Consider the following 11,727-nt stretch of genomic DNA (forward strand, 5'->3'; position numbering starts at 1 on the left):
TCCCCACCAACGCAGAGGCAAGGCAATCATGACCCAGCTTCCCCAATCCACGGACCGCAAAATGGGTCTGGTTATCGACCTCGACACCTGCGTCGGTTGCCATGCCTGCGTGATCTCATGCAAAGGCTGGAACACTGAAAACTACGGCGCACCATTGTCGGATCAGGACGCCTATGGGGCCGACCCCTCAGGCACATTCCTCAACCGGGTACATTCCTACGAGGTGCAACCCGCCGACGGTCATGCCCAACTCATCCACTTCCCTAAGTCCTGCCTGCATTGCGAGGACGCCCCCTGCGTCACCGTCTGCCCCACCGGGGCCAGCTATAAACGGGTCGAGGACGGGATCGTTCTGGTCAATGAAAGCGACTGCATCGGTTGCGGGTTGTGCGCATGGTCCTGCCCCTATGGCGCGCGGGAACTGGATGCGGCCGAAGGCGTGATGAAGAAATGCACACTCTGCGTCGACCGCATCTATAATGAGAACCTCCCCGAGGTGGATCGCGTGCCGTCCTGCGTTCGGACCTGCCCCGCCGGTGCCCGCCATTTCGGAGACCTTGGCGACCCCAATAGCGATGTCAGCAAACTGGTAGCCGAACGTGAAGGCATGGATCTGATGCCTGAGATGGGCACCAAACCTGTTAACAAATACCTGCCTCCACGCCCCAAGGATCAGATTGAGGAGCAAATCGACATTCTCGCCCCCCTTCTGGCCCCTGTAGCCGAAGAGCCGAAAGGGTTCCTTGGCTGGCTCGATAAAGCACTGGAGAAGCTCTGATGCATCCGGCCCCTTCTGTCATCATCTTTACCACCCTCTCAGGCTTGGGCTTCGGTCTTCTGTTCTTTTTGGGTCTGGGAGTACCTGACGTCTCGGGCTGGGTGGCATTTGTTTTCTTTTTGATCGCCTATGCGTTGTCGGTTGGCGGTTTGATGGCCTCGACTTTTCACCTTGGCCACCCCGAACGCGCGTGGAAGGCGTTTACACAGTGGCGGTCAAGCTGGCTCAGCCGTGAAGGCTGGTGTGCCGTGATCGCTTTGATCGTGATGGGGCTTTATGCGCTTGGGGTTGTTTTCGCAGGTCAACGCTGGAGTGCTTTAGGTCTATTGGGCGCGGCTTTCTCATTGGCCACGGTTTTCACGACCTCGATGATTTACACCCAACTTAAGACAATCCCGCGCTGGAACATGGCGCTGACACCGGCGATGTTTTTGAGCTTCAGCTTGGCGGGTGGCGCGTTGCTGGCCGGACAAACCACAGTTTCCATCATACTTCTTGTGGTCGCCGCTACAATTCAAGCGCTGTATTGGTGGCGTGGGGATACTGCCTTGGCCCGCTCCGGCACCGATATCGGAACAGCCACGGGTTTAGGATCACGTGGTGACGTCAGAGCGTTTGAACCGCCGCACACCGGTACGAACTATCTGCTGCGCGAGTTCGTGCATGTGGTTGGCCGCAAACATGCTGAGAAACTTCGTATCATTTCCTTTGTGCTGGCATTCATGGCACCGGTGTTGTTCCTGCTGCTGCCGTTCAGCCATGCCTTTGCCGCCGTCGCGGTCTTGTCCCATATCGCAGGTGTTGCCACGTCACGTTGGCTGTTCTTCGCGCAGGCGGAACATGTCGTGGGGCTGTATTACGGCAAACGCTGATGGAGGGGGCCAGCCCCTCCTTGGCCTTTAAGGCCAATTCCTCCCCTGAGATATTTGTAGCCAGATGAAGAACGGATCCGGATGGAAGCGCGGTTTTACAACAGGCCTGCGTGTTTCATGGCAGCTTCGATCGCGGCTTTGGTACTGTCTTCCAGTTCGGTCAGCGGCGAGCGCACTTCGGGGCTGCACAGGCCCAGTTTGCTAAGCGCGTATTTGGCGCCCACAAGGCCGGGCTCGATGAAGATGGCTTCGTGCAGGGGCATCAGGCGGTCCTGATAAGCAAGCGCCTTGGTATAATCGCCGTTCAGAGTGGCCTGCTGGAATTCGGCGCAGAGCTTGGGTGCCACGTTTGCAGTGACCGAGATACAGCCGACGCCGCCATGGGCGTTGAAACCCAGCGCAGTGGCGTCCTCGCCCGATAGCTGGCAGAATTCCGAGCCGCAGGACGCGCGTTGCTGGCTGACCCGAGCGATATCGCCTGTGGCATCTTTGACGCCCACGATGCGCGGTAGTTTAGCCAACTCACCCATGGTTTCGGGTGACATGTCGATGACCGAGCGGCCGGGAATGTTGTAGATGATGATCGGGATATCCGCGCATTCATGCAGCGCGCGGAAGTGTTCGATCAGCCCTTTTTGCGTGGGCTTGTTGTAGTATGGGGTCACGACAAGAGCCGCATCTGCTCCAACCGTTTGAGCAAATTGCACAAAGCGGATGGCCTCGACCGTGTTGTTCGAGCCCGCCCCCGCGATAACTGGCACGCGACCGGCGGCAGCTTTGACGACCTCGGCCACAACGGTTTCGTGTTCATCGTGGCTGAGTGTGGGGCTTTCGCCCGTCGTGCCCACAGGGACCAATCCGGTCGAGCCTTCCTGAATGTGCCACTCGACCAAACGTTTGAGCGTATCCAAGTCCAACGCGCCGTTAGTGAACGGAGTGACGAGGGCTGGCATTGAGCCTTTGAACATGACACGCTCCTTGGTGTGCGGTTAGTGTTTTTTTGCCTCGCGGGTCATCACAATCTTTGCGATGTGTGTTGATCCCGACGATGCAAGCTTTATCCTGAATGGCTCTATCCTTGGTTGGTTGGGAAATGCAAGGCATGACACGCGTTCTGGCGCTTTTGACGGCTGTGATTCTGGTTTCATTCGGGCAGGCAAGGGCCGACGCGGTGGGCGACCTGCGCGCGGGTCTTTACGAGATGCGCAAAGGCGATTGGAACGCCGCCCTGCGCGAATCTGGTGCCCGAGGGTCGGTATCGCGCGACATTATCGTATGGCACTGGTTGCGCGAAGGCTTCGGGACTTCAGGCGATGTGTTGGTTTTTCTGGACCGACGCCCCGATTGGCCCGGCCTCGCATGGCTGCGACGCAAAAGCGAGCCAGCCTTTACCGGAGCTGATCCGGATCGCGTCGTGAAATTCTATACAGACGTTCCACCTCAGACCGCCGAGGGTGCATTGAATTATGCTGTGGCGCTGAAGGCCAAGGGGCGGTCGGGGGATGCCGAGGCTGATATCGTGGCCGCCTGGCGGACCATGCCGATGGGATCCGGACTGCAAAAGAACTATCTTGAGAACTTTGGATCGTTACTGAAACCTCATCACGCGGCGCGGCTGGACCGGATGCTGTGGGACGGTCATCTGGTTAGCGCTGGCCAGATGTTGCCTTTGGTCAGTACCGATCAGCGTAAACTAGCCGAGGCGCGAATTGCATTGCAAAAGCGGCAACCGGGTGTCGATGGCAAGGTCGCTGCGGTTCCGAAATCACTGGCGGACGCGCCGGGGCTGGCCTTTGACCGCTTTGTCTGGCGCGACAAGAAAGAGCTGGACGACAGTGCAATTGACCTGATGCTGGCGCGTTCCACTGGGCCGGATGCGTTGGGGGAACCCGACAAATGGGCCGAAGGCCGTCGCCGTCTGGCGCGGCTTGAAATGCGCAATGGTAGCGCCTCAAAAGCCTACAAGATTGCAGCGAACCACCATATGACGCCTGAGATGGGCTATGGCTATGCCGATCTGGAATGGCTGGCCGGATTTCTGGCGCTGCGGAAACTGAACGACCCTGGCACGGCGGTGCGCCATTTCCAGAACTTCTCGGATGCAGTTGCGTCTCCTATTTCGAAGGGGCGCGGCGGCTATTGGCTGGGGCGGGCCTACGCGGCCCAGGGGGATGCGGACAAGGCGTATGAAGCTTATGCGATGGGGGCTGACTACCAGACCTCATTCTATGGCTTGCTGGCGGCGGAACGGATCGGTCGACCCTTTGACAGTGAATTGGCCAGCCCACGCCGAGCCCCGCATTGGAAACAGGCAGGATTTGCCGATTCCAGCGTGCTGGAAGCGGGTCTACTGCTGCTGCGTGCGGGCGAGGACAACCTATCAGAACGTTTCCTGACCCACTTGGTCGAAGATCTGGACGACACGCAGGCCAACCAATTGGGTGATCTGGCGATCGAGCTGAAACAGCCACATCTGGCAGTGATGATTGCAAAACGGGCAGCCAAAACCGGTGTCGTGCTGCCCGCTGCGTACTATCCGGTGCATCCGGTTGCCGATCTTGGCCTGCCAATGGCGAAGGAAATGACGCTGGCCATCGCCCGCCGAGAAAGTGAGTTTGATCCGGTCGTCATCAGCGGTGCAGGCGCACGTGGATTGATGCAGGTGATGCCCGCAACCGCTCAGCTGGTCGCCAAGAACATGGGGATTCTCAGCGGGCACAAGACCTCGAGCCTGACATCGGACTGGCAATACAATGCCAAGCTGGGAGCGAACTACCTGTCCAGTCTGGCCGACGATTTCAACGGCAACGTGGTGATGATGGCCGCAGGCTATAACGCTGGACCACGCAGGCCGATCTCGTGGATGGATCGGTACGGCGACCCGCGCGCGGGTGAGATCGACATGGTCGACTGGATTGAGACTATCCCGTTCAGCGAGACCCGGAACTATGTGATGCGCGTCGCCGAAAGCCTGCCGGTTTACCGCGCACGGCTTGGGCGGCCCGCCTTGCCTGTCCCGTTTTCGCAAGAACTCACGGGGTCAACTCTGGCGGCGTTCGCGCCATAGGGTGAACAGCCCCGCCGCAATCACCAGCGCGGCCCCGACCACAACTGCGGGCCGCAGCGATTCTCCGAAGACTGAGATGCCAAGGATTGCGCTCCACATCAGGTGGAAATAGGCAAAGGGCTGCACGGCACTGGCCTCGGCCATCTCATAGCACTTGATCAGAAGCCAGTGACCCAGAACGCCGCTGAGACACAAAAGACCCATCCAAAGCCAGTCGCCGCCGACCATCGGCTCCCAAAACCACAGGCCAATCACAGTCATGGCAACGGCCCCGGCAATACCGGTCCAGAAGAAGCTGGTCGCGGTGCTGTCACGTCGTGCTGCGTATCGGGTCAGCAAACCATAGACGGCGAACATCAGAGCCGAGATCAGTGGGATCACCGCCCACGGATTGAACACGCCCATGCCCGGCTGCAGGATAATCAGAACCCCGACGCACCCCACTCCAATTGCCGACCAACGCCGCCATCCAACCTGTTCGCCCAGTACCGGCCCGCTGAGTGCCGCAATCAGCAGGGGATAACAAATGAAAACCGCCTGGCTTTCGATCAACCCAAGGATGGTAAACGCATAAACCGCGACGCAGACCTCTCCGGCTAACAGAACACCGCGCAGGATTTGCAGCCCTAACTGACTGGTTCTTGCAGTGGCCGCGATCCCTCCGGGTGTGCGCAGGGCCAGTGCGATGACAAACGCCGCGAAGAACCAATAGCGGATCATGACGACCATGTAGGTGTTATATGTCCCTGCCAAATGGCGCGAGATTCCGTCCTGCAAGGCAAACACAACTGTGGCCGAAATCATCAGCGCGATGCCCGCGCGGGTGTTGTTTTGCTGACTCATGATTTGGCAGCGCGGGTCATATGGCGTTTGCGGCCGAAACCCGGCGCGCGGGTGACGGCAAAGCCCGCATCCTCCAGCCCGCGACGCACAAACCCTGCGGCAGTATAAGTGGCCGCAGTGCCCCCTAGGGCGGTATGGTCAAATACCTGTTGCATCAGGTCAGCACCCCAAAGTTCGGGGTTCTTGGCGGGGGAAAACCCGTCCAGAAACCATGCATCCGCAAGGCCCTGCCACGCAGGCAGGGCTTGCCGGGCATCGCCTTCGATGACCTCAAGGTGCAGAGTACCCAAATCGCAAATGCCTCCCCGCCATGTAGCCAGAACCCGTTCGGCCCATTGGGCCAATTCAGGAAAGGCGGCCAAGGCACGGGACATGTCATCGCGGACCATTGGGTAGGCCTCGAAACTGGTGAAGGTCAGCGGAGTCGACTGGCCCGATTTTTCCCAAGCAGACCAAGCCGTCAGCATGTTCAGACCGGTGCCAAAACCTAGCTCGGCAATGCGAAATCCCGGCGCAAACCGTGCAGGCAGATCATTGCCCGCCAGAAAAACATGCCGCGTTTCCTCCAGCCCATTCTGGAGCGAGAAATAGGGGTCATCGAAACGGTCCGAGACGGGGATCTGCCCGTCCCGCCATGTCAGTTCGGCACGCTGGTCTGCCATCGGGGAATCCTGTAGCTAAGCGGCGCGACACTGAACAAGGAAATGAGGTTTGGCAATGGTCGATGTGACAGTGCGGGGTGCAGGTATCTTTGGCCTGTCCATCGCTTGGACCTGCGCCCGGCGCGGCGCCAAGGTGCAGGTGGTCGACCCGTTCGGCCCCGGCGCGGGCTCTAGCGGCGGGCTAGTGGGTGCACTGGCCCCGCATGTGCCCGAGAACTGGAACGCCAAGAAAGCCTTTCAATTCGACAGCCTGATCATGGCCGAACCGTTCTGGAAACAGGTCGAGGCGACAGGAGGCGTGTCGCCCGGCTATGCCCGGTCAGGTCGCCTGCAACCCATTGCCGATCAACGCAGCTTGGACCTTGCCTACGCGAGAGCAGGGACGGCACAAGACTTGTGGCAAGGCCATGCCGAATGGCGCGTGGTCAAAACCTCGGAGATCGGTGCTTGGTGCCCGCCCAGCCCCACCGATTTCGTCATTCACGACACGCTCAGCGCGCGGATGCACCCCAGACGGGCCTGTGCCGCGCTGGTCGCGGCGTTAGAGGTGATGGACGTGCACGTTCAGGCGGAAGCGCCTGACAAAGGTCAGGTTATTCACGCCACCGGGTTGGCCGGGCTGCAAGCACTGAGCGACGCTTTCGGCAAGACAGTCGGCAACGGCGTCAAGGGACAGGCCGCCCTGCTGCGATTTGATGCGGGTAGTGTTCCACAACTTTTTGCAGACGCCATTCATTTCGTTCCTCATGCGGACGGAACGCTGGCGATCGGTTCAACTTCGGAACGAGAGTATGACGATCCAACCAGTACGGACGCTGCGCTGGACGACGTGTTGGAACGCGCCATGCGGGCGGTGCCGGTGCTGCATGGGGCTGAAGTGATCGAACGATGGGCCGGCGTCCGCCCTCGCAGCAAAAGTCGTGCACCGATGCTGGGGGCACATCCTTTGCATCAGGGACAGTTCATTGCCAATGGGGGGTTCAAGATCGGCTTTGGCATGGCCCCGAAAGTCGCTGAGGTGATGGCCGATCTGGTGTTGGAAGAACGCGATACCATCCCCGATGATTTCAGGCCCGAAGCCTCACTCTGAACGGGGCACGGCCTGCGCGCTCATACATTGGCGTCCGTCCGGGCCACGCACCCACATATCCGAGCCGTTCCGACACAAAACCGCCTGCTCGAAATGCATCAAAGGCGAAGAGGCCCGGAAAGAAAACTGCGCCAACGGGCCGATCTGATCCTGCGCGAACAACATCAACAGCTGCGCCAGCAGGGGGCCGTGAACGACCAGCCCATCATAGCCTTCGACTTCGCGGGCATAATCCAGATCATAGTGTATTCGGTGCCCGTTGAACGTCAGCGCCGAATAGCGAAACAGCACTGTCGAATCGAAATCGACCTCCCGCCGATGCGTTTCCTTCACGCGTGCTTGAGGTGCGACAGGCCGGACAACATTCGCCGAGGGGTCTTCGCGGTAAACCAAATCCTGCCATTCCGTTAGGCAAAGCGCTCCGTTCTGGTGGAATTCGTGACGCAGAGTGACAAACCCAAGCGGGCCGCTGCGTCCAGCCTTAACCTCGGAGCTTTCGCAAACCGTCCGCTTCTCGGCCTGCGCTCCTGCTGTTAGCGGCGTATGAAACTCCAACCGTCCCCCGGCCCACATACGGCGCGGCAGGCCCATGTCGGGGATCAGCCCGCCGACTTTTGGGTGCCCGTCGCGCCCCAGCTGATCTGGGGTCTGTGGAGACCAGAAATACAGGTGATGAAAAAATGGTGGCAACTCGGACCCGGCTGCTACACTTGGCTTTTGACCCAGCGTTGCCTGCAATGCGGCGGCACGCGCCGGGTCCAGGGTGTCAGTCAGGATATCCTCGGTCATAAGAAAAACCTAAGCAGCGCGCCTGTGCAGAACAAGCCATCAGGGCTTTCAAAGACCCGCTTCCGCCCGCAATTTCTGCATCAGGGTCCGCAGGGCACTTTCATAGCGCTCGCTGACCAGCTTGCCATGTTCGTCGAATTCGTTCGAACTGTCAGCCAAATGGATTTCCGGGCCCTGCAGGATGCGCGGCTGGAACGGAACCATATAGCCGCGCAAAACCATTTGCGCGCGCTCCCCACCGGCCCGTCCGGCAGCCGCAGACATAACAGCGACAGGCTTGTCAGCCCAGGGACGACCCTTGGTTCGGCTGACCCAATCCAGAGCGTTTTTCAGTACGCCAGACGGCCCCTTGTTGTATTCCGGGGTCGAGATGATCACCGCATCGGCCTGCGCGATCTGATCCGCCAGCACCTGAACGGCGGCGGGAATACCCTCGCCTTCTTCCAGATCGCCGTCGTAAAGCGGCAGATTCAGGTCTGCCTCGATATGGGTGGCGGGTTCGAACAGCCGGGCGGCCTCGCGCAGCAGTTTACGGTTGGTCGCGCTTTCGCGAAGTGAGCCGGAAAGGCTCAGAAGGATCGGTTCGGCCATTGGGAAACTCCGTTGCGTGTTCCCCAATACCTAGCGCGGCTTTGCCGTGGACCAAAGCCCACCTGACGCGCAGTCAATGTGCGCAAAAGGGCGCCAAAAGGCGCCCTGCTCGGTCAATGTGATCAGTTGGGGATGATCTCGATATCGACCCGACGGTTCTGCGCCTTGCCCGCAGCTGTCAGGTTCGATGCATCAGGACGACTTTCGCCCAGACCAATGGTCGAGATCCGCGCGCCATTCACGCCATTCGCTTGCAGAATATCCGCGACCGAACGCGCGCGACGTTCGGACAGGCCCTGATTATACGAGGCCTCGCCATCGCTGTCGGTGTGGCCGATAACCTGCACGTTCGAATTGGGATAGCGCGTCAGGTTCTGACCCACCTTAACCAGATCGGCCCGCAACGCCGGACGCACGGTCGCGCTGTCGGTGTTGAAAGTAATGTCGTTGGGCACGGTCACGATCAGGCGGTTGCCTGCGTTCACAATAGTAATGCCGTCATTGGCCAGTTGCTGCCGCAGCTCTGCCGCTTGCTGGTCCAGCTGATTGCCTATGATTCCACCGCCTGCTGCGCCGATTGCGGCACCGGCCACGGCCCCCATAAGCGGGTCCGAGTCGTTGGCAATCGCCCCAACGCCCGCGCCAACAATACTGCCCAGAATTGCACCTTGCTTGGCGTTCTGGTTCGGATCGGCCGGAAGGTTCAGGGTACCGGGGTCCGTACAAGCACCCAGAAACATGGCCGAGCACAGCCCGGCGGTTACAAAAAACTTGGAAATCGTCATGAATTCACCTTCTGCTCTGGACCTCTTTTTTAGGTCCATGTTGTTTGAGGCAGTATATCGTGCCTAGTGCAGGCGGGCTCAAGCAACAATGCGGTGATATGGGCAGTTACCCGCCATCTAATGGGCTTTTGGTCCAGTCTCCCATTGGTTTTGTTCCTGCCAGATGGCGCGCAACGGCTCTCCCTGACCGCAAAAATGGTCATCTATCAGTTCGCAGGCCCAGATTCGATCCGTGCGGAAGTGGCGAAACCCGCTACGAAGCTCGCACCAAGCGACCAGCATGGTGCATTCTATGTGATAAATCAGAGCGACAGGCCGCACGACACGTTCGGTTTTTTCCTCTTGGGCATTGATGTAGGTGATGCGAATCTTGCGCTCGGCGCGGATGGCCTCTCGGTAGTTCACAACGGGGATACAGCCCTTGTCGGGATCGTCGATCGGTGCGCCCCACGGCGCCACCTGCAACCAGTCCGCAGGCGCGCGCAGGGCCTCGATCTTGCGGCACACCCGGTCGGCAGCCTGTTGCAACGTACTGTCTCCGGTGCGAGCCAACATTGACAGGCCAACCCACAGCGCCTCAACTTCTTCGGCGTCGAAATTCAGGGGCGGCAGGTCATACCCGCGCCGCATCATGTAGCCGACGCCTGCTTCGCCTTCAATCGGAGTGCGTTGCGCCTGAAGTGCCGCGATGTCGCGATACACCGTACGCACCGAAACTTCGAGCTTTTCGGCCAGCGCCTCGGCTGTGACCGGCGCGTCGGTGGCGCGCAGGATCTGGATGATTTCAAACAAACGGGTCGAGCGACGCATGGCGGTCTCCGGAGTTTTTCTGCTGACACCTTAGCACACCCCCCTGACAAGGTGTTGTCAGTAGTGACGCGCCAGATTGGATCACCAACACAGGAGATCCGCCATGCCAAGCCGCGACAATCACGTCATGATGACACTGCAACTTGGGCGTTGGTCGCAGGACCACAACCTGCGGGCGTTTGAAATCGAACGCGAACTCATGTCCACTCGACAACCCTGCGCCCCGCGGCGACGAATTAGGCGGTTTTCGCTTGGAAATTTGAAACTGCTCTGGACCGGGACGGCTTAGAAATCCGCCCCGGCGCGGAACTTCATCGACGCGCCGCCATCGGGGCTTTTCAACCTTAGCTCTTCGGAATGCAGCATCAGTCGCGGATAGTCCCGCGCTGGCCCTTCCGCGTAAAAGGGATCGCCCAGAATGGCATGACCCAGCGATTGCATGTGTACGCGCAACTGATGCGAGCGGCCGGTTTTCGGAAACAGACGGATACGTGTCGTCTCACCCTCATGTTTCACCACACGCCAGTCGGTTACGGCGGGTTTTCCGGTCTCGTGGCACACCATCTGACGGGGGCGGTTGGGCCAGTCGACAATCAATGGCAGATTGACAGTGCCAGTCTTGTCCTCAACCTTCCCCCAAACGCGGGCGATATAAGTCTTGCGGGTCTGGCGCTTTTCGAACTGCAAACTCAGATGACGCTGCGCATGCGACGTCTGCGCAAACACCATCACGCCCGATGTATCCCGATCCAACCGATGCACCAGCAGCGCCTGAGGGAACACCGCTTGCACACGGGTCAGCAAGCAGTCGGTCAGATGCTCTCCGCGTCCTGGCACTGACAACAGACCCGATGGTTTATTGACCACAATCAATTGCGCATCTTCGTGCAGCACATCCAGTGGGGTCTGAGGGGGATTATAGGCGTCGTTCATGCGCGTCTGCCTATCTTACCGCGCCCCCTCCCGCAACGTCGTCCTTGCCTGCCCGGAGCGGTTCGGCAAGTCTGTTCCAAAGCGGAGGAGAACAAATGCACCCAACAATCGAGCGTATGCAAGAGGTCGTCGCAAAGGGCGATGAAACCCTGATCCTTGAGTTGCTGGCCGAGGACGTGCGTTTTTCGCCCCCCACCTATTTCAGCACATGGACCGGGCGCGAACCCGTGGCGGCCGTGCTAGGACATGTGGGGCAGGTGTTTTCTGATTTCCATTATCGCCGGATCATGGGGGGCGGCAAAGATTGGGCGCTGGAGTTTCAGTGCAAGATCGGTGATTTGGATGCGGTTGGCGTTGACCTGATCACGCTAAACGATGACGGGCTGATCCAGGATTTCGAGGTCGTCATGCGCCCTTACAAAAGCGTTGGCGCCTTGCGCGAAGCGATGATGTCGCGCGTTATGACCGACGCGCGGTTCCTCAAGTTCAAAGACGCTCTAAGCTGAT

13 protein-coding genes are annotated in these 11,727 nt (G+C 59.5%); 5 read left to right on the forward strand and 8 right to left on the reverse strand.

The window, feature by feature from the left end:
- Window positions 1–28 precede the first annotated feature (28 nt).
- Together AC2FF7_RS10610 and AC2FF7_RS10615 are read left to right on the forward strand one after the other, a co-directional pair.
- Complete coding sequence (locus AC2FF7_RS10610) at window positions 29–778, forward strand: 4Fe-4S dicluster domain-containing protein (protein WP_170355347.1); 750 nt, start codon at window positions 29–31, stop codon at window positions 776–778.
- Window positions 778–1,650, forward strand: a complete 873-nt coding sequence (locus tag AC2FF7_RS10615) for a dimethyl sulfoxide reductase anchor subunit family protein (protein WP_170754507.1) — start codon at window positions 778–780, stop codon at window positions 1,648–1,650. Before AC2FF7_RS10610 ends, AC2FF7_RS10615 begins: the two co-directional genes overlap by 1 nt.
- Before the next feature lie 95 nt (window positions 1,651–1,745).
- On the opposite strand, the gene dapA is transcribed toward AC2FF7_RS10615, so the two are convergent.
- Window positions 1,746–2,618 (reverse strand): 4-hydroxy-tetrahydrodipicolinate synthase, encoded by an 873-nt coding sequence (dapA, locus tag AC2FF7_RS10620; RefSeq protein ID WP_480866425.1) that lies wholly within the window; start codon window positions 2,616–2,618, stop codon window positions 1,746–1,748.
- Window positions 2,619–2,752: 134 nt separating this feature from the next.
- Here dapA and AC2FF7_RS10625 point away from each other — a divergent pair, with 134 nt between their 5' ends.
- Window positions 2,753–4,717, forward strand: a complete 1,965-nt coding sequence (locus AC2FF7_RS10625; RefSeq protein WP_480866427.1) for a lytic transglycosylase domain-containing protein — start codon at window positions 2,753–2,755, stop codon at window positions 4,715–4,717.
- Here AC2FF7_RS10625 and AC2FF7_RS10630 read toward each other — a convergent pair.
- Window positions 4,691–5,560, reverse strand: coding sequence for a DMT family transporter (locus tag AC2FF7_RS10630; RefSeq protein WP_480866429.1), 870 nt, complete (start codon window positions 5,558–5,560; stop codon window positions 4,691–4,693). The genes AC2FF7_RS10625 and AC2FF7_RS10630 overlap by 27 nt on opposite strands.
- Window positions 5,557–6,222 (reverse strand): tRNA (5-methylaminomethyl-2-thiouridine)(34)-methyltransferase MnmC2, encoded by a 666-nt coding sequence (gene mnmC2 / locus AC2FF7_RS10635; RefSeq protein WP_496905618.1) that lies wholly within the window; start codon window positions 6,220–6,222, stop codon window positions 5,557–5,559. Before mnmC2 ends, AC2FF7_RS10630 begins: the two co-directional genes overlap by 4 nt.
- Window positions 6,223–6,277: 55 nt before the next feature.
- Between mnmC2 and AC2FF7_RS10640 the strand changes: the two genes are divergently transcribed.
- On the forward strand, window positions 6,278–7,312 hold the full coding sequence (locus AC2FF7_RS10640) for an NAD(P)/FAD-dependent oxidoreductase (protein WP_496905619.1): 1,035 nt from the start codon (window positions 6,278–6,280) through the stop codon (window positions 7,310–7,312).
- Here the strand turns inward: AC2FF7_RS10640 and AC2FF7_RS10645 are convergent.
- The 5 genes from AC2FF7_RS10645 to AC2FF7_RS10665 form a co-directional block, all read right to left on the reverse strand.
- The gene (locus AC2FF7_RS10645; protein ID WP_496905620.1) at window positions 7,304–8,101 is read right to left on the reverse strand and encodes an HTD2 family dehydratase; all 798 of its coding nucleotides are present in this window, start codon (window positions 8,099–8,101) and stop codon (window positions 7,304–7,306) included. The two genes, AC2FF7_RS10640 and AC2FF7_RS10645, sit on opposite strands and share 9 nt — an antisense overlap.
- Before the next feature lie 48 nt (window positions 8,102–8,149).
- A complete protein-coding gene (locus AC2FF7_RS10650) occupies window positions 8,150–8,692 on the reverse strand; it encodes an NADPH-dependent FMN reductase (RefSeq protein ID WP_480866436.1) in 543 nt (180 codons plus the stop codon).
- Between the two features lie 122 nt (window positions 8,693–8,814).
- Window positions 8,815–9,477: a YiaD family glycine zipper/OmpA-like lipoprotein gene (locus tag AC2FF7_RS10655; protein WP_496905621.1), complete on the reverse strand. Its 663-nt coding sequence runs from the start codon at window positions 9,475–9,477 to the stop codon at window positions 8,815–8,817.
- Between the two features lie 117 nt (window positions 9,478–9,594).
- A complete protein-coding gene (locus AC2FF7_RS10660; protein ID WP_480866439.1) occupies window positions 9,595–10,287 on the reverse strand; it encodes a helix-turn-helix transcriptional regulator in 693 nt (230 codons plus the stop codon).
- Window positions 10,288–10,572: 285 nt separating this feature from the next.
- Complete coding sequence (locus tag AC2FF7_RS10665) at window positions 10,573–11,220, reverse strand: RluA family pseudouridine synthase (RefSeq protein WP_496905622.1); 648 nt, start codon at window positions 11,218–11,220, stop codon at window positions 10,573–10,575.
- Between the two features lie 95 nt (window positions 11,221–11,315).
- On the opposite strand from AC2FF7_RS10665, the gene AC2FF7_RS10670 reads away from it, so the two are divergent.
- Window positions 11,316–11,726: a nuclear transport factor 2 family protein gene (locus AC2FF7_RS10670; RefSeq protein ID WP_480866443.1), complete on the forward strand. Its 411-nt coding sequence runs from the start codon at window positions 11,316–11,318 to the stop codon at window positions 11,724–11,726.
- Window position 11,727: the final 1 nt, after the last annotated feature.

The organism is Ruegeria sp. YTSC325 (genome assembly GCF_059609525.1).